The organism is Leifsonia sp. P73 (genome assembly GCF_051059105.1).
GTDB lineage: Bacteria > Actinomycetota > Actinomycetes > Actinomycetales > Microbacteriaceae > Leifsonia.
Genome location: NZ_CP194931.1, coordinates 2140856 through 2162551, shown reverse-complemented (window position 1 = coordinate 2162551; position 21696 = coordinate 2140856). Strand labels below are relative to the sequence as shown.

Annotated in this window: 20 protein-coding genes; 10 read left to right on the top strand and 10 right to left on the bottom strand. The window is 70.1% G+C overall.

The window, feature by feature from the left end; translation table 11 throughout:
* Positions 1-21 precede the first annotated feature (21 nt).
* Complete coding sequence (locus ACQ86L_RS10935) at positions 22-636, bottom strand: GNAT family N-acetyltransferase (RefSeq protein WP_434315414.1); 615 nt, start codon at positions 634-636, stop codon at positions 22-24.
* A 128-nt stretch (positions 637-764) separates the two neighbouring features.
* On the opposite strand from ACQ86L_RS10935, the gene ACQ86L_RS10930 reads away from it, so the two are divergent.
* A complete protein-coding gene (locus ACQ86L_RS10930) occupies positions 765-1814 on the top strand; it encodes a zinc-dependent alcohol dehydrogenase family protein (RefSeq protein WP_434315413.1) in 1050 nt (349 codons plus the stop codon).
* Between the two features lie 73 nt (positions 1815-1887).
* On the opposite strand, the gene ACQ86L_RS10925 is transcribed toward ACQ86L_RS10930, so the two are convergent.
* The 5 genes from ACQ86L_RS10925 to ACQ86L_RS10905 all read right to left on the bottom strand — a co-directional run bounded on the left by ACQ86L_RS10925 (position 1888) and on the right by ACQ86L_RS10905 (position 5371).
* Positions 1888-2478, bottom strand: coding sequence for a nitroreductase family protein (locus tag ACQ86L_RS10925; protein ID WP_434315412.1), 591 nt, complete (start codon positions 2476-2478; stop codon positions 1888-1890).
* Between the two features lie 154 nt (positions 2479-2632).
* Positions 2633-3598: a CorA family divalent cation transporter gene (locus ACQ86L_RS10920; protein WP_434315411.1), complete on the bottom strand. Its 966-nt coding sequence runs from the start codon at positions 3596-3598 to the stop codon at positions 2633-2635.
* Positions 3599-3747: 149 nt separating this feature from the next.
* Positions 3748-4041, bottom strand: a complete 294-nt coding sequence (locus tag ACQ86L_RS10915; RefSeq protein WP_434315410.1) for a hypothetical protein — start codon at positions 4039-4041, stop codon at positions 3748-3750.
* Positions 4041-4655 (bottom strand): hypothetical protein, encoded by a 615-nt coding sequence (locus ACQ86L_RS10910; protein ID WP_434315409.1) that lies wholly within the window; start codon positions 4653-4655, stop codon positions 4041-4043. The genes ACQ86L_RS10915 and ACQ86L_RS10910 overlap by 1 nt, the downstream gene beginning before the upstream one ends.
* Before the next feature lie 188 nt (positions 4656-4843).
* Positions 4844-5371 (bottom strand): hypothetical protein, encoded by a 528-nt coding sequence (locus ACQ86L_RS10905; protein WP_434315408.1) that lies wholly within the window; start codon positions 5369-5371, stop codon positions 4844-4846.
* 427 nt (positions 5372-5798) lie between these two features.
* On the opposite strand from ACQ86L_RS10905, the gene ACQ86L_RS10900 reads away from it, so the two are divergent.
* From ACQ86L_RS10900 to galU, 4 genes are read left to right on the top strand one after another with little or no spacing between them, the layout of a single operon-like run.
* Complete coding sequence (locus ACQ86L_RS10900) at positions 5799-7517, top strand: glycosyltransferase (RefSeq protein WP_434315407.1); 1719 nt, start codon at positions 5799-5801, stop codon at positions 7515-7517.
* Entirely contained in the window at positions 7436-8800 is a 1365-nt protein-coding gene (locus ACQ86L_RS10895; RefSeq protein ID WP_434315406.1) for a glycoside hydrolase family 26 protein, read from the top strand. Before ACQ86L_RS10900 ends, ACQ86L_RS10895 begins: the two co-directional genes overlap by 82 nt.
* A gap of 17 nt (positions 8801-8817) precedes the next feature.
* The gene (locus ACQ86L_RS10890; protein WP_434315405.1) at positions 8818-10212 is read left to right on the top strand and encodes a UDP-glucose dehydrogenase family protein; all 1395 of its coding nucleotides are present in this window, start codon (positions 8818-8820) and stop codon (positions 10210-10212) included.
* 34 nt (positions 10213-10246) lie between these two features.
* Positions 10247-11221 (top strand): UTP--glucose-1-phosphate uridylyltransferase GalU, encoded by a 975-nt coding sequence (gene galU, locus ACQ86L_RS10885; RefSeq protein ID WP_345839137.1) that lies wholly within the window; start codon positions 10247-10249, stop codon positions 11219-11221.
* Positions 11222-11234: 13 nt separating this feature from the next.
* Here the strand turns inward: galU and ACQ86L_RS10880 are convergent, their stop codons facing one another.
* Positions 11235-11561 carry a hypothetical protein gene (locus ACQ86L_RS10880; RefSeq protein ID WP_434315404.1) on the bottom strand — a complete coding sequence of 109 codons (327 nt, stop codon included), beginning with the start codon at positions 11559-11561 and terminating at the stop codon, positions 11235-11237.
* A 54-nt stretch (positions 11562-11615) separates the two neighbouring features.
* Here ACQ86L_RS10880 and ACQ86L_RS10875 point away from each other — a divergent pair, with 54 nt between their 5' ends.
* Positions 11616-12383, top strand: a complete 768-nt coding sequence (locus tag ACQ86L_RS10875) for a GNAT family N-acetyltransferase (protein WP_434315403.1) — start codon at positions 11616-11618, stop codon at positions 12381-12383.
* Positions 12384-12389: 6 nt separating this feature from the next.
* On the opposite strand, the gene ACQ86L_RS10870 is transcribed toward ACQ86L_RS10875, so the two are convergent.
* Genes ACQ86L_RS10870 through ACQ86L_RS10860 form a run of 3 tightly spaced genes read right to left on the bottom strand, consistent with a single transcriptional unit; the run spans position 12390 to position 17150 of the window.
* The gene (locus ACQ86L_RS10870; protein ID WP_434315402.1) at positions 12390-14255 is read right to left on the bottom strand and encodes a family 43 glycosylhydrolase; all 1866 of its coding nucleotides are present in this window, start codon (positions 14253-14255) and stop codon (positions 12390-12392) included.
* Between the two features lie 30 nt (positions 14256-14285).
* On the bottom strand, positions 14286-16103 hold the full coding sequence (locus ACQ86L_RS10865) for a glycoside hydrolase family 2 protein (RefSeq protein ID WP_434315401.1): 1818 nt from the start codon (positions 16101-16103) through the stop codon (positions 14286-14288).
* Positions 16104-16139: 36 nt separating this feature from the next.
* Positions 16140-17150: a LacI family DNA-binding transcriptional regulator gene (locus ACQ86L_RS10860; protein ID WP_434315400.1), complete on the bottom strand. Its 1011-nt coding sequence runs from the start codon at positions 17148-17150 to the stop codon at positions 16140-16142.
* Between the two features lie 173 nt (positions 17151-17323).
* Here ACQ86L_RS10860 and ACQ86L_RS10855 point away from each other — a divergent pair, with 173 nt between their 5' ends.
* Genes ACQ86L_RS10855 through ACQ86L_RS10840 form a run of 4 tightly spaced genes read left to right on the top strand, consistent with a single transcriptional unit; the run spans position 17324 to position 21525 of the window.
* Complete coding sequence (locus tag ACQ86L_RS10855; protein ID WP_434315399.1) at positions 17324-18637, top strand: ABC transporter substrate-binding protein; 1314 nt, start codon at positions 17324-17326, stop codon at positions 18635-18637.
* Complete coding sequence (locus tag ACQ86L_RS10850; protein WP_434315398.1) at positions 18627-19640, top strand: carbohydrate ABC transporter permease; 1014 nt, start codon at positions 18627-18629, stop codon at positions 19638-19640. Before ACQ86L_RS10855 ends, ACQ86L_RS10850 begins: the two co-directional genes overlap by 11 nt.
* Positions 19637-20548 (top strand): carbohydrate ABC transporter permease, encoded by a 912-nt coding sequence (locus ACQ86L_RS10845; RefSeq protein WP_434315397.1) that lies wholly within the window; start codon positions 19637-19639, stop codon positions 20546-20548. Before ACQ86L_RS10850 ends, ACQ86L_RS10845 begins: the two co-directional genes overlap by 4 nt.
* Positions 20545-21525, top strand: a complete 981-nt coding sequence (locus ACQ86L_RS10840) for a glycoside hydrolase family 43 protein (protein ID WP_434315396.1) — start codon at positions 20545-20547, stop codon at positions 21523-21525. The genes ACQ86L_RS10845 and ACQ86L_RS10840 overlap by 4 nt, the downstream gene beginning before the upstream one ends.
* Positions 21526-21696 lie beyond the last annotated feature (171 nt).

The following is a 21696-nucleotide window of genomic DNA, read 5'->3' as shown; positions in this document are numbered from 1 at the left end:
CGCGGGTACGGGGGTCGGCCGTCAGCGGTCGGCCTCCGTCGCCATCAGCAGGTAGCCGAACTGCTCGGCGACGACCTCGAAGCCGTGCCGCTCGTACAGCCGCTGGGCGCCGAGATTCTGCTCCCAGACCGTGACGGTGAGCCGGCGGTGCGTGGCGAGCAGCCCGGTCAGCACGCTGGAGGCGACGCCACGGCCGCGGCGCTCGGCGAGCACGGCGAGCTCCACGAGGTGCGTGCGGCCGTCCTCGTCGTGCAGCGTGACGGTGCCGACCGGCTCGCCGCCCTCCAGGACGATGGAGGTCTCGGCGTCGGGATAGCGGTCGCGGCGGTCGGCCGAGTGCGCGCGGTACTTCGGCCCGAGTGCGGGATCGAGCTCCGCGCCGTCCGCCCCCGGGAGCTCCCAGCGCTTGGCGTCCCGGAAGACGCGCCGGAGGAACGGCTCGTCGGCCGCGGTCGCCGGCCTCAGCGTCACCGCGCCGGGCACGACGGCGGACGGCGCAGGCGACAGGTCGGGCGCGCTCTCGACGGGCTCCACGGGACGCAGCCGGACGGTCCGCGGATCGGTGGCGCCCCGCTCCGGCACCCCGAGCACGAGCGTGCGCAGCGCCGTCACCGCACGTCGCGACACCTCGGGCACTGGCGATCCTTCCTCGGCTCGACGCGGCGGGGTTCCGCGGAGCATGGATGCGAGCTTAGGGCATCCACCGGGCCCTCCTCTGGCCCGCAGAGAGGGGGTATCCACCTGCCGCGCGTAGGCTGGGAGGCATGCTTGCGACCATCATCCACGGAGAGCGCGACGTGCGCCTCGAAGAAGTCCCCGACCCCGTCCTCTCGACCGGCGGCGACGCCATCGTGCGCGTCGTCGCAGCGTGCGTCTGCGGGTCCGACCTGTGGCCGTACCGCGGCGTCACCCCCACTGCCTCCCCGCGCCGCATCGGCCACGAGTTCGTCGGCGTGGTCGAGGAGGTCGGCCCCGAGGTGAGCACGATCTCGGTCGGCGATTTCGTCATCGCCCCGTTCTACGACTGCGACATGACCTGCGAGAACTGCAAGAACGGCGTCAGCACCTCCTGCCTGCACGGCGGCTGGTGGGGCGCAGACGACCGGCTCGGCGGCTTCGCCGACGGCGGCCAGGGCCAGAAGGTGCGCGTCCCGCACGCCGACGGCTCGCTCGTCGCGACCCCGGAGTACCCGCGCGCGGAGCTCATCCCGAGCCTCCTGACCCTGTCGGATGTGATGGGCACCGGCCACCACGCCGCCGTCTCCGCGGGCGTCACCGAGGGCAGCACGGTCGTCGTGGTCGGCGACGGCGCGGTCGGCCTGTGCGCCGTGCTCGCCTCCAAGCGCCTCGGCGCCTCCCGCATCGTCGCCATGTCGCGGCACGAGTCGCGTCAGGCGCTCGCCCGCGAGTTCGGCGCGACCGATATCGTCGCCGAGCGCGGCGAGGAGGGCATCGCGGCCGTCAAGGAGCTGTTCGACGGCATCGGCCCGGACTGCGTCCTGGAGGCCGTGGGCACCAAGGAGTCGATGGACCAGGCCATCCGGTCGGCCCGTCCCGGCGGGATGGTCGGCTACGTCGGCGTCCCGAACGGCGGCGCCGAGCTGCCCATCCGCACCCTGTTCAACACGAACGTCGGCGTGAACGGCGGCGTCGCGCCCGTCCGCAACTACGTGGAGGAGCTGCTGCAGGACGTCTGGTCCGGCGCGATCGAGCCCGGCAAGGTCTTCGACCTGGAGCTGCCCCTCTCCGAGGTCGCCGAGGCCTACGCGGCCATGGACTCCCGCCGAGCCATCAAAACCCTCCTCCGCCCGTAACCACACCGCCCAGACGTGAGAAATCGCGGGAATCGTTCGAGCGATTCCCGCGATTTCTCACGTTTCGAGCGTGTCAGTCGTTGGCGAGGAGGATGTCGTCGAGGGCGTTCCGGGTGCGGGGGGCGAGCTCGCGCTCGCGCAGCGGCTCGGGAAGCGCGTCCACGTCGCCGAGCATGCCGACCGCGGTGACGGAGACCGGCACGAAGCGCTCCTCGACGTCGAACGCCGCGCGGATGCCCGCGGGGTCGAAGCCGCCCATCTGGTGGGTGTGTAGGCCGTCGTGGTGGGCCTGGACGCTGAAGTGCGCGACGGCCTGGCCGACGTCGTAGGTGGCCCAGCGACGCTCGTTGCCCTCGGCGTCGACGGCCTCGGCGAGGGCGACGACGAGCGCCCCGGCGGCGCCGGCCCACATCTGGTTGAAGCCCATCAGGTTGGCGACGATGGCGTCGAACGCCTCAGTGCCGCGGCGTGCAACGATGAACCGCCACGGCTGCGAGTTGTTGGCGGAGGGCGACCAGCGTGCGGCCTCCAGGGCGGCGGTCAGCTTGTCGTCGTCGATGGCGGCCTCGGTGTCGAAGGCGCGCGGGCTCCAGCGCTCGGCGAGCGCGGGCAGCAGCGGGAAGGACGTGTCGGCGGTGCGGGTGACGGTGTCGGTCAGCGACATGGGGTGGGACTCCTCGACGGTGGAAACAGGATCACGAGGCTCCATTGCCCAGCTATAAACATGTGAACACATGGACCTGGGAGGGTATTCCAGGATTTTGGTGACGTGTCTTCGAAAGGAGGGCCGCCCTACAGCCAATCCTTCCGCTTGAACGTCAGATACAACCCCCGCACCCGATCACCATCAACAGCGTCGACATCCACAGCCCGCCCATCGAGTTGAATCCCGGGTACGGCAGGTTCTGGCCGTAGAACCCCGTGACCGCCGCCGGGACCGCGATGATCGCCGCCCAGCTCGTCACCTTCTTCATGATCACGTTGAGCCGGTTGCCCTCCATCGCGATCTGTGTGTCCGACAGCGCCGTCACCAGGTCGCGCAGCGAGTCCGCCCACTCCACGTGGTGCACGCCGCGGTCGTAGAGGCCCTGGAACAGCGGGAACAGCCCCTGGCTGACGCAGTCGGCCTCGCGGCGCAGCAGGGCGTCGACCGCGTCGCGCAGCGGCAGGAGGCAGCGGCGCAGGCGGGAGGCCGACTTGCGCAGCTGGTAGACCCGGTTCTGGATCACCGCGGGCTTCGCGCCGGGCGCGAGCAGGACGTCCTCGATGTCGTCCAGTTCGTCGTCCAGCGCGTTCAGGGCGGCGCCGGCCTCGCCGAGCAGCTGGTCGAGGACGATCCACAGCAGCCAGCCGACGCCCTGGTCGCGGTGCCGCTTCTCGCCGGCGAGGCGCGCCCGCAGCGGCTCGAAGTCGAAGCCGCCGTCGTGGTCAAGGATCAGCAGCCGCGGCAGCACGTAGATGTGGAGGTCCGCGACGGCGAGCTGGAACGTCGGCTCCTCCAGCTGCACCCGGTGGGTGGAGAGGCGCACGTGCTCCCCGGCGACCATCGGCATGTGCCCGGCGGAGGCCGACGCGGGCGGGTGGACGAGGTCGTGCGCGCCGAGCCGGTCGGCGAGCTGGGCGAGCTGCAGCCGGTCCGGGTCCTGGATCTCGAGGTACCCGAACGCAGTCGAGGTCTGCAGCTCGTCCATGAGCTCGGTGAGCGACCCGACGTCGGTGCGTTCGTCCCCGTCGAAGAGCGTCCCCCGAAGCTGGAGCGACTCCTCCTGAACCTGCTGCGACACGCGACCTCCTCGTTGGCTGACGCTCCAACCTACGACCTCCCCGCTGAGTCGTCGCCGCCTGGAGGTGATGGAGTTCTCAGGAAACGGTCGCGGCGGTGCCCCAATCGGGGTGGCAGTCCACGGCGCTGGGCTGTTGCCTCTTCGTCGGGTCACTCCTTGATCAAGGTCACCTCAGGGGTGGTCGGCGATGTCGTCATGAGCGTGGCGATGCCGAGTGCCGCGACGGCGACGAGTGCGACCGCGACGACAGCGATCGCCGCGACGAGCACCCCCGTTCTCCGTGGTCGTTTAGATGCGAGAAGGATCGAGGCCCAGCACAGCAGACCGAGACCGACCGGGATCAGCGGCGGAAGAGCCAGCATCGATGCGCTCACGAGGACGGCGACGGCGAGCAGCCAGTATTCCATCGGACTGGTGCGCGTCGCCGCCTCGTGCACGGCCATCAGATGTTCTTCAACCAGGCGCTCGCCAATGTGGTGCCGCGGTAGGTCAGTCCCTGCTCTTTGTTCGCTATCCAGGAGGACCCTTGGTAAAGGAACGAGAGGCGGTGATACACCTTGCAGGTTCCCGCGTCACCCGATATGTAGCTCGATGTGGACTGGTTGATGCTCCAGGGGCCGCCGAAACCGGAGAACCATCCCGTGCACTCCAGATTTCGGGTCACGGCGATCGAGGTCGCCTCGAAGCCGTAACGGAGGTTGAAGGTCCCAGTCGTGATGCCCCAGAGGTTCACGTTGACCGGATACGTCGCGGTGTAGCGAGATGCGCCTGCGCGGTCTCGCGTCGGTTCTGCACTCAATGTGGGAGCTTCAGCTTCGCTGAACTCCATGACGGACAAGGGGTCTTCGGAGACGGCGTCCAAGAACCGTTCTTGCTCGGTCGGCGAGAGTCGATCGAATCGTGCGTTGAGTGCTGCTTCGGTCGCGTCGTCGACCTTCAGGTCGGCGACGAACGACTCGAACGCGGCTTCGTTCGTCTCGACGGTGTCTGCGTGAGCCGCCGAGACCCCGCCTGCTGAGCATAGGGCCAGGGCTGCCACTCCGGTCAGTGTCTGCATGGCTGTACGAGTGCGGTTAAGGATCATCTTTGATACTCATCTCTGTGTCTCGATGAGCTCAATGGGACGCTCATCAAGCGAAGTCTACAGATATTCCAGACGCTAAGCCACAGCAATTGAAAAGCATGTCTACGCCGCGGCCGGCCGGCCGGACACCCGCTCGCCCCGGACTAATGCCGCAGGACCGCTCAGGGAACCAGGTCCTGGTACTGCGGCAGCGACCCGTCCAGCACCGGGACGTCCAGCGTCTCCGTCATCGTGCTCGTCTGGAACGTCACCGGCTCCAGCGACCCCGGCTTCGCGTCGAGGCCGTCGAAGGTGACCGTCTGGCCGTCGGAGGTGCCGAGCTGCACCGACTCGGCGGGCTTCACCGTCACCGTGTCGGAACCGGCCGTCGTCACGATGCGCACCTCCTCGCTCGACTCGCCCTGGTTGACGAGGGTCGCGACCAGGCTGGCGGGGGAGGATGCCTGCGCGGTGAGCAGCACCGCGTTGCCGATGAAGATCGGGCCGATGTCGCCGTTCACGCCGTCGGCGGTCTCCTGGATGTACTTCGTGTCCTGAGGGGCGAACAGATCGCAACCGGTCAGGAGGCCGAGGACGGCGACGCCGACCAGTGCGGCCGCGGCCCGGCGCCGCACGCGGCGCCGCTGACCGGTCGGTCGTGCGGCGCGGTGCGTCGGCGCCTCGGATGGGATCACGGCGGCTGGGATCACGGCGTCAGCATAGCGCCGCCGCCGAGGCCCGCGGGAGGTCCTTCCGCGATCGCTCGGGACCGTCCGAAAGCGCTCCCTCGTGTGAACGCCGTGTGTCGCCCGTGTAAATCTTCCTAACCTCACAGAGAGCGCTTCCGTGACGCGACCGGGGTACAGGAACGCCCTGCGATCGGCGCCGCCACGCCCGGGATTCAGAACGCGAATACCGGCGATCATCAGCATTTCAATACGGCTCCGATCTGTCCTCCCGACGTGTCCGCATCTCGGCGGACACGTCCCCCGGGTGCAGGACGGCGCCATGCCGTCAGGACCTGTCCACCCCCACTTGCGGGTCGCGGATACCGACCCGTACAACTGTGACCACCCGAACCGACCAGATCCCCGCCGACGTGGATGCCATCCCATCAGCACCCGAGAGGCCTGTCTCGTGTTCATCTTCCTGTTGCAGCTCCGGCACATGCTGGGCGGCCATCCCGAGTTCTACCTGTTCGCGATCTACTCGGCCCTGATCTGGGTGATCTGGATCGTCAAGGTGCTCATGTCGCGTCGCTACCGCCCGTACACCGGCGAGTTCGACGGCACGACCAGCGTCGTCGTCCCGGTCGTGGACGAGCCGCTGGATCTGTTCCGCGACGTGCTCGGCCGGATGGTCGAGCAGAAGCCGGGCGAGATCATCGTCGTGATCAACGGCGCCCCCAACCCCGAGCTCGCCGAGGTGTGCGAGGAGTTCGCCCCGCTGGTCCGCTGGGTGCACACGCCCATCCCGGGCAAGCGCAACGCGGTGATGATCGGGACACGGATGTCCACCGGCGAGATCACCGTGCTGGTCGACTCCGACACCGTGTGGACGCACGACACCCTGAGCGAGCTGGTCAAGCCGTTCGCGGACGAGCGCGTCGGCGGCGTGACCACCAAGCAGCGCATCCTGGAACCCGAGCGGAGCTGGATCACCCGCTGGGCGGACTGGCTGGAGAACTCGCGGGCGCTCTACTCGATGCCGGCGCAGAGCGTGGTCGGCCAGATCGGCTGCCTGCCGGGGCGGACCATCGCCTTCCGGCGCTCGATCCTGATGCGGGTGATGGAGAAGTTCATGACCGAGAAGTTCCTCGGCGTCTTCCTGGAGGTCTCGGACGACCGCACGCTGACGAACCTCACGCTCAAGGAGGGCTACCGCACCGTCTACCAGCACACCAGCCTCGTCTACACGGACGCTCCGCTGAAGGTCAAGAAGCTGTTCAAGCAGCAGCTCCGCTGGGCGCGCGGCAGCCAGTACAACACCATGCGGATGCTCCCGTGGATGCTGGGCCACGCGCCGATCCTGGCGTTCTTCTTCGTGATGGACATCCTGCTGCCGTTCATCCTCGCCGGCGTCATGGGCGGCTGGGTGTACCGGTCGATCACGGGGGAGGGTTACAACTTCTACGAAGGCTTCCTGAAGTCGTACGGCATCCAGGGCGGGATCATCACCGTGGCCGCCCTCATGGTCGCGTCGTCGGTGATCAGCATGTCCATCCGGCAGATCCGTCACCTCTCCGAGAAGCCGACCGACTTCTTCCGGCTGCCGGTCTTCATCATCGTCTCGACGTTCTTCCTGATGCCGATCCGGCTGATGGGCTTCTTCCGGATGGCGCACGCCAGCGGCTGGGGGACCAGGGCCGGAGCGTACGCGGGAGGACCGGGGAGATCAGCTCCGACGACGAGATCGCCGCGCTCGGCACCGCGACGGACACGACGCCGAGCCCCGCCCTCCCCGAAGCGGTCGGCGGCGTCACCACGGCCACCGCACTCGCCACCGCCACCCGCCCGACCACGGCCGTGGTCACGCGCGCCAGCAGAAGACGGCCGCCAAGGCCGTCACGAAGAAGGCCGTCCGGCGCCGCCCGAACCCGCTCGCGGCCATCCCGTACCTGATCGGCATCGCGATCCTGAGCCTGGAGGTCCTGTTCCTTGTCTAACCCGACGTTCACCGGCCGCGTCGCCGACCGAGCCCACAGCTGGTGGGCCCAGTCCCGGTCGCGCTCGCAGGCCACAGCCGCCGCCTTCCTCGTGCTCGCCCTGGTCCTCGTGGGGATCTCCGCCTACGTCTGGGCCTCGCCGACGGGCGCCCCGCTGCGCGATGCGGTCGCCGACGCCACCGAGACGGTGACGCCGTTCGCCGCCCAGAACGCGGAGCTCCGGCGCAACCTCGACCGCGCGACGCAGACCATCGCCTCCCAGAAGGGCAAGATGACCGCGATGCAGGCGGAGTCCGTGGCGGCGCAGGCCGGCGCCGCCAAGCAGCTCGCCGCGGCGCAGCAGAAGGCGCTGGCCGCGCAGAGCGAGCTCGCGAACGTGAAGGCGCAGCTCGCCGCCGCGCAGGCGAAGACGGGCCACTCGACCACGAGCACGGGCGCCTCCGGCAAGCCGGCATCCAGCTCGCCGGTCACCGGGCCCGCGCCGATCACGGCGCCCGCTCGCGCCGACCTCCTGAAGCCCTCGAGCCGCTACTTCGGCATGTACACCGAGCAGGCGCCGTTCAACTGGGCGACCTTCGACGCCACCAGCGCGAAGATCGGCGTCTCCCCGAACCTGGTCGGATACTTCCAGGGCTGGGACCAGACGTTCCGCGGGGATGCGGTGCAGCGCGCCTGGCAGCAGGGCCGGATGCCGATGATGACCTGGGAGTCGCGCCCGATCAGCGCGGACAACTCGTCCAACTCGGCACCGGACTACTCCCTCCCGAAGATCATCGGCGGCGACTTCGACGCCTATCTGCACCAGTACGCGAAGGCTGTCGTCGCCACCGGGCTGCCGCTCGCGATCCGCCTCGACCACGAGATGAACGCCATCTGGTACCCGTGGTCGGAGACGGATGGGGCGGGGGCGCCCATCAACGGCAACAGCCCGGGCGACTACGTGAAGATGTGGCGGCACGTGCACGACATCTTCCAGCAGGAGGGCGCGAACGACCTGGTCGTCTGGGTGTGGGCGCCGAACATCGTCAACAACCTCCCCGCCAGCCACAAGGCAGCCGGCTACCTGGAGAGCCTGTACCCGGGCGACCAGTACGTCGACTGGGTGGGGCTCTCCGGCTACCTGCGACCGCCGTACAAGTCCGACAACAACTTCAGCTTCGACTACACGTTCAAGGCCAGTCTCGACACGCTGCGGGGCATCACGAAGAAGCCGATCATCCTCGCCGAGGTCGGAGCGTCGGAGACGGACGGTCACAAACCCGCCTGGATCAGCTCGCTCTTCGACGGCCTCGCCAAGCCGGAGAACTCCGACATCATCGGCTTCTCCTGGTTCAACCTCGCGGTCACCAGCTATGTGGAGGGCGTGCGCGCCACCAACGACTGGCGCATCGACTCCCGCTCGGACTCCTTGTCGGCCTTCATAGCGGGCCTGACGAGACCCGAGGACGACTTCACCCTCACCCCGGCACAGTGACCCCGGAAGGAATCGGCATGGCCACCAGCAAGAAGATCCAGAAGGACCACCCCGCCCCGCGCATCAGCGTGATCGGCACCGGCTACCTCGGCGCGACCCACGCCGCCGCGATGGCGGAGCTCGGCTTCGACGTCGTCGGTGTCGACACCGACCCGCACAAGGTCGCCGAGCTCACCGAGGGCCGTGCGCCCTTCTTCGAGCCGGGGCTGCCCGAGCTCATCCGTTCCAACGTCGCCGCGGGCCGGCTGCGGTTCACGACCGACCTCGCGGAGGCCGTCGCCGCCTCCGACGTCCACTTCATCTGCGTGGGAACGCCGCAGCAGTCCGGGTCGTTCGCGGCCAACCTGAGCTACGTGGAGGCCGCCACCCGCGGGGTCGCCGCCGCGCTCACGCACGACGCCCTGATCGTGGGCAAATCCACCGTGCCGGTCGGCACCGGGGCGCGGCTGCGCGCGATCGTGGCGGAGGCCGCACCGAGCGGTGTCGCGGCAGAGCTCGTCTGGAACCCGGAGTTCCTCCGCGAAGGCAAGGCCGTCGACGACACGCTGCGGCCCGACCGGCTCGTGTTCGGCGGCACGTCGGAGCGGTCGGAGGCCGTCCTCCGCCGCGTCTACGCGAAGCCGATCGCCGACGGGACGCCGGTGCTGGTCGCCGACCTGCCGACGGCCGAGCTCGTGAAGGTCAGCGCCAACGCCTTCCTGGCCACCAAGATCTCGTTCATCAACGCGATCGCGGAGGTGTGCGACGCGGCGGGCGCGGACGTGGCACTGCTGGCCGACGCGCTCGGTCACGACTCCCGCATCGGCCGCCAGTTCCTCAACGCGGGCCTCGGGTTCGGCGGCGGCTGCCTGCCGAAGGACATCCGCGCTCTGATGCACCGCTCGAACGAGCTCGGCGCGCACGCGGCGGTCGGCCTCCTCCAGCAGGTGGACGAGATCAACATGGGCCGCAGGCAGCGGGTGATCGATCTCGCCCTGCGTGCTCTGGGCGGCTCGGTGCTCAACCGGCGGATCGGCGTGCTCGGCGCCGCCTTCAAGCCGCAGACCGACGACGTCCGCGACTCGCCGGCGCTCAACGTCGCGGCCGCGCTGCACCTGCGCGGCGCCCAGGTCGTCGTGTACGACCCCGAGGCCCGCGGCACCGCGCAGCGGCTCTACCCGACGCTCGGCTACGCCGGGTCGATGGCGGAGGCCCTGGACGGCGCCGACCTCACCGTCGTCCTCACCGAGTGGGACGAGTTCACCGGCGCCGATCCCTCCGCGCTGCGTGCGCTCACGTCGGGCCCCACGGTGATCGACGCCCGCAACTGCCTCGACGCCTCCGCCTGGAACGCCGCAGGCTGGACCGTCCTCGGCATGGGCCGCGTCCCGGAGGCGCCCGCTCTCATCCCCGACGCCCTCCCCGTCCACTGACCGGTACCCATCCACCTGAAAGCGAGCAATCGACATGAGCAGTTACGTCACCAAGGCCGTGATCCCCGCAGCGGGACTGGGCACCCGGTTCCTTCCCGCGACCAAGGCCATGCCCAAGGAGATGCTGCCGGTGGTCGACAAGCCGGCCATCCAGTACGTGGTCGAGGAGGCCGTCGCCAGCGGCCTCCACGACGTCCTGATGATCACGGGACGCAACAAGAACGCTCTCGAGAACCACTTCGACCGCAACGCCGAGCTGGAGGACACTCTGGCGCGCAAGGGCGACACCGACCGCCTGCACAAGGTCAACTACTCGACCTCGCTCGCGGACCTCCACTATGTCCGGCAGGGCGACCCGAAGGGCCTCGGTCACGCGGTGCTCCGGGCGCGCATGCACATCGGCCACGAGCCGTTCGCGGTGCTCCTCGGCGACGACATCATCGACGAGCGCGACCCCCTGCTGAGCCGGATGCTGCAGGTCCAGCACGCGCTCAACACGACAGTGGTCGCCCTGATGGAGGTGCCGAGCGACTCGATCCACCTCTACGGCGCGGCCGCCGTCGTCCCGACGGAGCACGAGGACGTCGTGCGCATCACCGGCCTGGTCGAGAAGCCGAGCCCCGAGAACGCGCCGTCGAACTACGCGGTCATCGGCCGCTATGTCCTGCGTCCGGAGATCTTCGACATCCTGGAGAAGACGCCTCCCGGCAAGGGCGGCGAGATCCAGCTCACGGACGCGCTCGAAGGCCTGGCCTCCGCGCCGGCCTGGACAGGAGGCGTCCACGGCGTCGTGTTCCGCGGGCGCCGCTACGACACCGGAGACCGGCTCGACTATCTGAAGGCGATCGTCCAGCTCGCCGTCGCCCGCGATGACCTCGGCCCCGAGCTGCTGCCGTGGCTGCGCGACTTCGCCGCCAATGCGGGGCCTGCCGACACCGGCTCGATCCCGGCGCTGCCCGTCCCGCAGGAGCCGGCCGCCCGGCAGCTCCTCCAGATCGCGGGCGCCTGAGAAGCCGGCGCGGTCAGCGCAGCCCGAGCCGCTTGAGGGTGTGCTTCTCGCTCTCGCCGTTGTCGGTCTCCACCTCGTCCACCGCGATCGGGATGTTCGGGCCGATCGCCAGCCACACGAAGCCGTCGCGGTGCACCAGCGGGACGAGGTCGGTGGTGCCGTCGCGCAGCAGGGTCCGCACGCGCTTGAGGAGGGCGTACCCCTCGGACGGCAGCGTGACGTAGGTCTTCCGCCGGTAGTGGACGACGTGCGCCACGGTCTTGGCCTTGAGGCCGGCGATCTCCGCGGCGGGGAACGGCTCGGCGCCGGCTGCGGGGGCGGCGTCCTTCGTGTCGGTCATGGGACGCACGGTACGCCTTCGCGGCGGGCGGCGGCAGCGGGATACATTCGACGGATGCGCCAGCCCGAGCCCGCCGAGTCTGTCCAGCCCGCCGACCTCGACCGCCTCGCCGACCGCGGCTGGCCGGCGCTGGAGCGCGCAGAGCTGGGAGCCTGGACGCTGCGGGCCGCGGGCGGCGTCACCAACCGTGCCAACTCGGTGCTGACCTGCGGCGAGGTGCCGGAGGTGGAGGCCGCGGTTGAGCGCGCCGAGCGCTGGTACCGGGAGCGCGGCCTGCCCGCGGTGTTCCAGGTGAGCCCGGCGACGTCGCCCGCACTGGTGGCTGCGCTCGCGGGCCGGGGGTACCGGGAGCACTCGCAGACCGACATCCTCGTGGCCGACCGGGCGGAGGTGGCGGCGGCGGGAGCAGCGGCAGGCCCCATCGCGACCTCCGACACCCCACCTCCCGGCTGGCTCCCCACCTGGTGGGCCGTCGACGGCCGCGGCGGCGCCCCGGAACGCGACATCGTCGCCCGCATCCTGACAGCCGCCCCGGCCCTCCACGCCTGGGCCGGCTCCTCCGACGCCCCCGACGCGGTCGCCCGCCTCGCCCTCGCCGGCGAGTGGGCCGGCCTCTACGCCGTCGCCACCCTCCCGGCCGCCCGACGCCGTGGCCTGGCCCGCGCGCTCGCCGTCGCCCTCGCCGTCGCGGCGGGCGGCCGTGGTGTCCGGCACCTGTGGCTCCAGGTGCTCGCGGACAACGCGGCCGCCCATGCGCTCTACTCGCGGCTGGGCTTCCGTCCCGCGTCGCAGTACGCGTATTGGACGGCGCCCTCCGGCTGATTCCCCCTACTGCTGACCCGCCAGCGCACTGACGTGCACGTAGTCGAAGCTGCTCGCGTAACCCGCGCCGCCCAGTGAGATCAGCCCGATCCGGGGATGCGCCCCCAAGGCGGCCGTCCAGGTGTCGCCACGGTCCCAGGTCTGGCCGTCGACGCTGGTGTACGCGGTGTACAGGTCCGTCCCCTGCTGGGCGCGGTGCACGATGCGCAGGTACGTCCAGTCGGCGACGGGACCGACGACGCCGTTCCCGTAGCTCGGGTAGCCCGCGGGCACCGGCGAGACGTGCTTGCCGAACTCGGTCTGCCGGGTGTCCCAGATGCTGTTCGACGTGAGCCGCACGTAGTTGCCGTCGTCGCCGTAGACGATGAGGCCGCCCTGCACGTAGTTGTGCACACTGCCGTCGTTCGGCGTGTTCACCGAGACCTTCGTCTCCACGACGTAGTCGCCGGTGGGCGCCGTCTCGGTGAGCACCGACGCGAGCGGGGTGGCGGGAGGCTGGAGGTCGGCCGCCTGCGTCTGCCACGTCAGTGATCCGCCCTTCACCGCGTAGGTGGAGGCGTCGGGCCGGCGCACCCAGCTCCAGTTCGTGCCGAGCGTGCTCCCGTCGAACTCGGTCGAGCGCGACAGGTCAGGGCGGCCGGGGCGCGGGTCAGGAGAATACGCCGGCTTGTACGCCGTCCGCTGCCCTGGCTGCGCGGCCGGGCCCGGCATGACGGAGTCGGACGGTCCCGCTCCGGCGCGCACGGTCGGCCAGTCGCCGTGCCAGTCGAGCGGGTCGATCAGCACCGGGCGCTTCGTGTAGCCGACGTCGCCCGCGTAGTACGGGTCATTCCTGTCGACCGCGTGGTACACCATCCAGTCCTGGCCGCCGAAGTCGGTGACAACGGCCGTGTGCCCGGCGCCGACCCAGCGGTTGCCGTTCTGGGCGAGCACGGGGGTGCCGCCGACGCGGTCGGCGAGGATCGGCACACCGTCGCGGTCGACGAACGGCCCCAGCGGGCTCCGTGACCGCGCGGCGAACACGCTGTACCCGGTCAGCGGACCCGCGCAGCAGTTCGTGGCCGAGCCGAGGAAGTAGAACCAGCCGTCGTGCTGCACGATGTTCGTGCCCTCGTAGCGGTTGTCGATCGCGATCGGCGTCTCGGTGGAGGGGATCGAGGTCAGGCCGTCGGCGCTGAGCTTCCGGGCGAAGACACCGCCGAAGTAGCTGCCGAAGTAGACGTAGCTGGTGCCGCCGGTGGTGATGACCTCCGGGTCGAACTCCCAGCGGCGCGCGTCCGGGTTCGTCGGGTGGGCTTGCGGGGCGACGACCGGGGTCCCGGTGTCGGTCCACGGCCCGGTCGGACTGCTGCTGGTCGCGACTCCGACCGCCGAGCCGCCGCCGGGCAGCGCCGAGTCGGAGGCCGCGTAGTAGAGGTAGTAGGTGCCGTTCCGGAAGACGACGTCCGGCGCCCACATCGACCCGTTCGCGCCGAGCCACGAGGGCTTCTGCGGGAAGGCGTCGCCGGCGTAGGTCCAGTGCGTGAGGTCGGCCGAGCGGTACATCGGGACGTTGTGCATCACCAGCGACCCGTCCGCGGCCTTCTCGGTCGCGGTGAGCGCGTCCGTCGTGCAGTACAGGTACCAGTCGGTGTCGCCGTTGGCGGCGCCGTGGACGACCGACGGGTCGGCGCAGCTCGCCGCCGTCTCGCCCGACGGGAGCTGCAGCGTCATCGGGTTCCGGTAGCTCCCGGGCGTCGTGGGACGTCCGGTAGCCGAGACCCCTGGCGACCCTCCCGGCGACGCTCCCGGCTCCGCGGCCGTCGCGGGGGCGAACGGCAGCAGTGCGACGGTGGCGGCGATCGCGAGCGCGACAGTCGTGGTGGTGCGCATGAAGACTCCTTCGTCTGGATGGATGGTGCTTCAGGCCTCCAGCCCGGTCACCGCCCGGCGGATGCGCGCGAGCGGGACCTTCGGCCGCCGGTCCTCGAACACGAGGCCGTTGGTCTCCTGGCCGGTGTCGGCGAGCTGGGTGTAGCAGAAGCCGGCGAGACCGGCGCTCGCGCGCACGGCGTCGAACAGCGCGTCGAGCCGGTCGGCGAACTGATCGGCGGTCGCCGCGGACGAGTATCCCCAGGCGTCCTCGCTCGGCCGCTCGATGTACGAGATGCCGCCGAACTCGGTGAGCATGATCGGCACGTCCAGCCGCTGCGCGCCGTCCACCACGAGCCGCCGCCCCGGGAAGGTGTGCGACGAGCCGAGGATGTGGTCCCGCGAGCGGTAGCGCTCGCGCACGGCGTCGGGGTCGGCGTCATAGTCGTGGATGCTCAGGATGTCCGACTCCACGTGCTCCCAGCCGTCGTTGGACACCACCGGACGGGTCGGGTCGAGCGTCTTGGTGGTGTGCACGAGCGCCTTGGCGTAGGCGACCATCCGCTGGTCGTGCGCGAGGTGCTGCACGCCCCAGCTCTCGTTGAGCGGCACCCAGGTCACGATCGACGGGTGCGACCTGTCGCGGTCGAGGATGGCGATCCACTCGGCCATCGTCCGCTCGACCGCGTCGGCGTCGAACGCGTACGCGGCGGGGGCCTCCGCCCAGATCAGGAGGCCGAGCCGGTCGGCCCAGTACAGGAAGCGCGGGTCCTCGTACTTCTGGTGGAGCCGGGCCGCGTTGAAGCCGAGCTCGAGGATCAGCTCGGCCTCGCGGCGCAGCCCCTCCGAGTCGGGCGCGGCCGAGTGCGACTGCGGCCAGTAACCCTGATTGAGCACCGACCGCAGATACAGCGGACGGTCGTTGAGCAGGTATTGCCCGTTCTCGACCGCGATCGAGCGCAGGCCCAGATAGGAGTGCACGACGTCGCCGGTCGCGCCGGCAGGCGTCACCGTCACGGTGGCGTCGATCAGCGTCGGGCGCTGCGGCGACCACAGCAGCTCCTCGTAGGCCTGGCCGTTCTGCTGGCGGGCGACAGGGACGACCAGCTCGGCGCGCGTGCCGGAGACGACGGCCTCCACCGACGCCAGCGACTGCTCGCCGTGCGCCAGCTCCAGCCGCACGCGCGATCCCTCGGGGAGGCGCTGGGCGAAGCGGAGGTCGGCGGTCACGATGCCGCGATGGATGTCGCTGCTCCAGTGCGCCTGCGTCACGTGGAGGGCGGGGACGCCCTCCAGCCAGACCGGCTGCCAGATCCCGGTGGTCCGGTGGTACCAGATGGAGTGCGGGCGCTCGCGCCAGTCCTGCTTGCCGCGCGGCTGGGAGACGTCGAACGGGTCGTCCTCGGCGCGGACGGTGATCGTCAGCCCGTCGCCCTCGATCAGGTCGGTGATGTCGAACGTGAACGGGGTCTGGCCGCCCTCGTGGCGCCCGGCCAGCCGGCCGTCGACCCAGACCTCGCACCGGTAGTCGACGGCGCCGAAGTGCAGGAGGGTGCGCTCACCCTCGGGGAGGTCGTCCACCGCGATGCGGCGCGCGTACCAGACGACCGGGTGGAAGCCGGTGTCGCCGACCCCCGACGCCGGCGACTCCGCCGGGTACGGCACCATGATGCGTCCGGGCAGTTCGCCGTGGCGCTCCCAGTGCTCGGCGTGGCCGCGGTCGTCGTCGTCGAAGGCGAAGGTCCAGGCGCCGCCGAGGTCGAGCCAGGCGGGGCGGATCAGCTGGGGACGCGGGTGGCTGCCGTCCTGGTCGCTGGCGCGCAGGGCGGGGCCGGACGAGCGGTGTCTGGTGGAGATGGAGTCGAGCACGCCCCAAGCATGACGCAACTATCCAGCGCTGTAAAGTCAGAAAACCTCGGGAGCGCTCTCCCGCGTCACGAGGGTGTACGGCACCAGTTCGTGCCGCCCCATGCCCTCGTACCCGCCGACGCGCTCCAGCAGCATGTCCAGCGCGCGGGAGGCAAGCGCCCGCATGTCCGGGGCGATGGAGGTCAGCGACGGGTACGTGACCTGCGTCATCGGGATGTCGTCCCAGCCGGTCACCACCACGTCCTCCGGCACCCGGACGCCCCGCTCCTGGAGGGCGCGCAGCGCGCCGATCGCGGCGAGGTCGTCGCGGCAGACCAGCCCGTCGAACGTCAGCCCGGCGTCGAGCGCCGCCCCCACGGCCGTGACCGCGCTCGACGCGCTGATGGCCGTGGTCGAGATCAGCAGGCTCGGGTCGGGCGTGATCCCGGCCTCCTCGAGCGCCTGCTGGTAGCCCGCGATGCGGAGCGTGGAGGTCCGGGTCAGGCCGCCGGCCTCGTGGCCGACGAAGCCGATCCGGCGCCGGCCGTGCGCGATCACGTGCGCCGTCGCCGTGCGCGCCGCCGCGACGTTGTCCACCATGAGCTGGTCGACGGTCAGCGGCGCCGCGTTCTCGCCCAGCACCACGAGCGGGATGTCCGCGCGGTTCTGGGCCAGCTCGGTCGAGTTCATCAGGCTCGGCTGGAACAGCATCCCGTCGACCAGGCCCGACTCGCTCGCCGAGACGACCGCGCGCTCGCCGTCCAGGGTCCCCTCGGTCTGCTCCAGCAGCACACGGTAGCCGCGCTCCTCCGCCGCGTCGGCGATGACCCGGGCGAGCTCGGCGAAGTACGGGATCCGCACGTCGGCGAAGGCCAGCGCGAGCAGCCCTGTGCGCCCGGTCGCGAGGCGGCGGCCCATGACGTTCGGCCGGTAGCCGAGCTCGTCGATGGCCTTCTGGACGCGCTCGCGCATCTTGGCGCTGACGTGCGGATAGTCGCGCACGACATTGGACACGGTCTTCATCGAGACGCCCGCGTATTCCGCGACATCCTGCAAGCGAACGGCCATGTCGGCTCCTGTCTGGCGTGGCACTGGTGAGCACGAGTGTACCGTCGGAGGAAAACCGCCACCGCTTGACAGCAAATATCTAGCGCTGTAAACATGCAGGGACACCATCGGCCCCTCCTCGGGCAGACCGCCGCGTCTCAGCGGCTGCGGGGAGCACTCAAGGGAGAGATCACATGAAGAAGCGATTCGCGGTGCGCGCGGTCGCAGCCGCCGTCACGGTGGGCCTCGGCCTCGCGCTGACGGCGTGCGGCAGCAACTCGGGTTCGGGAGGCTCCGAGGTCTCCTCGGGCGACTACACCGGCCCGAAGGTGACCATCAGCTTCTGGAACGGCTGGACCGGCGGCGCCGCCCCTGTCCTCGTCCCGAAGCTGATCGACAAGTTCAACTCCGAGCACAAGAACATCGTCGTCAAGGACGTCCCGATGCAGTGGTCGGACATCGGCCAGAAGATGCCGCTCGCGGTCAAGGCCGGCAAGGGTCCCGACGTCGCGGTCGGCCACGGCGACGACATCGCCACCTACGCGGCCCAGGGGCTCGTGCTGAAGGCCGACTCGATCGTCAAGTCGCTCGGCTACTCGGCGAGCGACTTCCCGGCCGGTCTGATGGACGCCGGCAAGTACAACGGCGCCCAGTACGCGGTGCCGTGGAGCGTGACGCCGCTCGGCCTCTACGTGAACAAGGACGTCCTCCAGAAGGCCGGCGTCGACCCGAGCTCGATCCCGGCCGACAAGACCTCGTACGAGGCGGCCCTCGCCAAGCTCAAGACGGCGGGCGTGCAGGGCGAGTGGGTGGACGGCTACGTGTTCACCGGAACGTTCGAGTTCGAGAGCCTGCTCTGGCAGTACGGCGGCGACCTGTTCGACAAGCCGGTCACCAAGGCGACCTTCAACTCCGACGCCGGCGTCAAGGCGCTGACCTGGATGACCGACCTCATCAAGAACGGCTACAGCCCGGCGAACGTCGCCCAGGACGGCAACATCAACGCCCTGATCGCCGGCAAGACCGCGTTCAACTGGAACGGCGTCTGGCAGACCACCAACACCGCATTCGGCAAGCTGAACTGGCAGGCCGTGGCGGTGCCGCAGATCGGCACCCAGAAGGCCGTCTGGTCGAGCTCCACCCACTGGATGTTCATGAACAACAAGGGGCAGGACAAGAACAAGACCGCGGCGGCCGCGACGTTCGTGAAGTGGATGAACGACAACTCGGCCGACTGGCCCAAGACCGGTGAGCTGCCCGCCAAGAACTCGGTGCGCGACGACCCGAAGCTGGTCAAGGACTACCCGGCCCTGAAGCCGTTCCTGGACGAGCTGCCCTACGCCCACTACGAGGCCACGGCGCCCGGCATCACCAGCGTGGAGGCCACGATCACCACCGCGGTGAACGAGGCGGTCACCGGCAAGAAGAGCCCGAAGCAGGCGCTGGACGACGCCGTCGCCAAGGCGAACGCGCTGATCAAGCAGAACAAAGACACGTATGGCAACTGACACCGACTCGCTGGTGGCGCCCCGGGAGACCGGGGCGCCCCGCCCGCGCGGCTCGGCGCGGTCCGCCCGGTCGACCCGGTCCGCACGCGCTGCGGCCAGGAGGCCGGGCGGCCGTCGTCGCACGGGCGTCGCCTACCTCTTCCTCGCGCCGTTCCTGGTGCTGTTCCTGGTGTTCGTGCTGGCGCCCGCCGTCTTCGGCCTGTGGATCAGCCTCACCAACTGGAGCCCGTTCCGCGCGACGCAGTCGTTCGTCGGGCTCAAGAACTACATCGAGCTGTTCACGCCGGGCAGCACGACCTCCGGCGACTTCTGGCAGTCCATGCTCGCCACGGGGATCTTCACGGTCGCGAGCGTGCCGTTCCTCCTCCTGGTGCCGCTGCTGGTCGCCGTGCTGCTGAACCAGCGCATCCGCGCGGGCTCGTTCTTCCGCGCGACCTTCTTCGCCCCGTACGTGCTGGGCGTCGCCGTCATCGGCGTGATCTGGAAGTACCTGCTCGACACGCAGTCGGGCATCGTCAACCACGTGCTCGGGATGATCGGGCTGCCCGACAACCTCCCCTGGACGGTCGATGTGCCGTGGGCCTGGATCACCCTGGTCGGCGTCACCGTCTGGTGGACGATGGGCTTCAACACCGTCATCATCCTGGCCGGGCTCAAGGGGATCAGCGCCGACCTCTACGAGGCCGCCGCGCTCGACGGGGCCGGGGCGTTCCGGCAGTTCGTCAGCGTCACGCTCCCCGGCCTCCGCCAGGTGATGACGTTCGTGGTTACCATCACGATCCTCGCCAGCGCGAACATGTTCGGCCAGTCGTTCCTGCTCACCAAGGGCGGCCCCGGCAACACGACCCGCACGGCGATCATGTACATCGCCGACCAGGGCCTGTCGCAGAACAACATGGCGGCTGCGTCGGCCATGAGCTACGTGCTGTTCGCGTTCCTCGCCATCATCAGCATCGTCAACTTCCGCCTCCAGCGGGAGCGGGCAGAGAAGAGCGCCTCATGACGACCGTCACCTCCCGGCCCGGTGAGCCCGGCGCGGACGCGCCGGAGCAGCCGCGGCGCATCCCGGCGCGGCGCAAGCAGACCCCGCAGCAGGCGCTCCGCAAGAGCGTGCTCTACGCGGCCCTGATCGTGCTCGCCCTCATCGTGATCCTGCCGCTGGTGTGGATCCTGCTGACGTCGTTCAAGACGGACGGCGACGCCATCCGCAACCCGTACGCGGCGCTGCCGAACCCGTTCTCGTTCGACGCCTACGCGACCATCGCGAACGGGCAGCAGCCGGTGTTCCGCTGGTTCCTCAACAGCCTGGCCGCCGCGGCGCTCCAGTCGGTGATCATCCTGGTCACCGCCTCCCTCGCCGCGTACGCGCTGGCGCGCCTGGAGTTCGTGGGCAAGCGCATCGTCTTCGGGCTGATCGTGGCGACCCTCCTGGTGCCGCCGGTCATCTTCCTCATCCCGAACTACCTCATCGTGCAGAACCTGGGCTGGCTCGACTCCATCTGGGCGATCACCATCCCGGGGGCGGCCAGCGCGTTCGGAGTGTTCTTCCTGCGGCAGTTCTTCGTCGGGCTGCCCCAGGAGATCGAGGAGGCCGCGCGCATCGACGGCGCAGGGGACCTCCGCATCTTCCTGCAGATCGTGATCCCGCTGGCGCGGCCGGCCCTGGCGACGCTCGCGGTGCTGAGCTTCCTGGCCAACTGGAACGACTTCCTCTGGCCGGTGTACGTGCTGCTGAGTCCCGAGAACCTGACACTGCAGCCCGGGCTCTCGCAGCTGCAGGGCGCCTACTCCACGCACTTCGCCATCGTGATGGCGGGCGCGGTGGTGGCGTCGGTCCCGGTGCTCATCCTGTTCTTCTTCGCGCAGAAGCAGATCGTGGAGAGCGTCGCGACCAGCGGGGTCAAGGGGTGAGTCGAAGGCGCACCGGCGCGGCGGCGGCCTCGGCGCTCGCCGCCGCGTTCGCGCTCGGGGCGCTGACGGGATGCGCGGCGGGCGGCGCCGCTCCGAGCCCGACGCCCACGACCGCCGCGTTCCAGCTCGACCGCGACTTCCCCGACCCCGGCGCGCTCGTGGTCGGCGACCGGGTCTACGCGTACGCGACGAACGCACCGGGGAAGAACGTGCAGCTCGCCTCCAGCACCGACCTGCGGCACTGGACGCTGAGCGACGCGGACGCCCTCCCGGAGCTGCCGTCCTGGGCGACGCCCGGCAAGACCTGGGCTCCCGGGCCGGCCGCGCTGCCCGGCGGGCGCTACGCGCTGTACTTCACCGCGACGGACACGGCCAGCGGACGGCAGTGCGTCGGCGCCGCGTTCGCGACCGACCCGGCCGGTCCGTTCACGTCGCCGTCCGCCACCCCGCTGGTCTGCCCGGTCGACGAGGGCGGCGCGATCGACGCGAGCGTGTTCACGGAGGACGACGGCACCCGGTTCCTGGTATGGAAGAACGACGGCAACTGCTGCGGACTCGACACCTGGATCCACGTGCAGCGGCTCTCCGCCGACGGCACGGCGCTGGTCGGCGAGGCGACCCGGCTCATCAAGCAGACCGAGACGTGGGAGGGGCACCTGGTCGAAGCGCCCGTGATCGTGAAGCACGCCGGGACCTACGTGCTGCTCTACTCGGCCAACGACTACGGCGGCGACGCGTACGCGACCGGCGCGGCCACCGCGGCGAGCCTCCTCGGCCCGTACACGAAGCACGAGGGCCCGATCCTGTCGACCACCGGCAGCGGAGGCCGCTACCTCGGTCCCGGCGGCGCCGACCTGGTGACCTTCAAGGGCGCGGACTGGATGCTGTTCCACTCCTGGGATGACGCGACCGTCTATCGCGGTCTCCACGTCGTCCGAGTGGCCTGGCGCGGCGGTGTGCCGGTCCCCGTGACCTGACGCTCGGGGAGGTTCGGCTGATACGACACCGTCAACCCACGATGCCGGGCGGTGTGGATACTAGGGTTACTCCACACAGCCCGGCATGCGTTTCGGGGTTATCGCCGGAGGATTATTCGGGTTCCTCCGTCGACTCTTAGAGACTACCAAATGTGTCCGTCAAATGGAGGA

Excerpts from the sequence above, each read along its gene's own strand:
- ACQ86L_RS10890 (WP_434315405.1), top strand. The coding sequence starts at position 8,818 with ATGGCCACCAGCAAGAAGATCCAGAAGGACCACCCCGCCCCGCGCATC.
- ACQ86L_RS10880 (WP_434315404.1), bottom strand. The coding sequence starts at position 11,561 with ATGACCGACACGAAGGACGCCGCCCCCGCAGCCGGCGCCGAGCCGTTC.
- ACQ86L_RS10850 (WP_434315398.1), top strand. The coding sequence starts at position 18,627 with ATGGCAACTGACACCGACTCGCTGGTGGCGCCCCGGGAGACCGGGGCG.
- ACQ86L_RS10910 (WP_434315409.1), bottom strand. The coding sequence starts at position 4,655 with ATGCAGACACTGACCGGAGTGGCAGCCCTGGCCCTATGCTCAGCAGGC.
- ACQ86L_RS10930 (WP_434315413.1), top strand. The coding sequence starts at position 765 with ATGCTTGCGACCATCATCCACGGAGAGCGCGACGTGCGCCTCGAAGAA.
- ACQ86L_RS10870 (WP_434315402.1), bottom strand. The coding sequence starts at position 14,255 with ATGCGCACCACCACGACTGTCGCGCTCGCGATCGCCGCCACCGTCGCA.
- ACQ86L_RS10875 (WP_434315403.1), top strand. The coding sequence starts at position 11,616 with ATGCGCCAGCCCGAGCCCGCCGAGTCTGTCCAGCCCGCCGACCTCGAC.
- ACQ86L_RS10915 (WP_434315410.1), bottom strand. The coding sequence starts at position 4,041 with ATGGCCGTGCACGAGGCGGCGACGCGCACCAGTCCGATGGAATACTGG.
- ACQ86L_RS10845 (WP_434315397.1), top strand. The coding sequence starts at position 19,637 with ATGACGACCGTCACCTCCCGGCCCGGTGAGCCCGGCGCGGACGCGCCG.
- ACQ86L_RS10860 (WP_434315400.1), bottom strand. The coding sequence starts at position 17,150 with ATGGCCGTTCGCTTGCAGGATGTCGCGGAATACGCGGGCGTCTCGATG.
- ACQ86L_RS10925 (WP_434315412.1), bottom strand. The coding sequence starts at position 2,478 with ATGTCGCTGACCGACACCGTCACCCGCACCGCCGACACGTCCTTCCCG.
- ACQ86L_RS10855 (WP_434315399.1), top strand. The coding sequence starts at position 17,324 with ATGAAGAAGCGATTCGCGGTGCGCGCGGTCGCAGCCGCCGTCACGGTG.
- galU (WP_345839137.1), top strand. The coding sequence starts at position 10,247 with ATGAGCAGTTACGTCACCAAGGCCGTGATCCCCGCAGCGGGACTGGGC.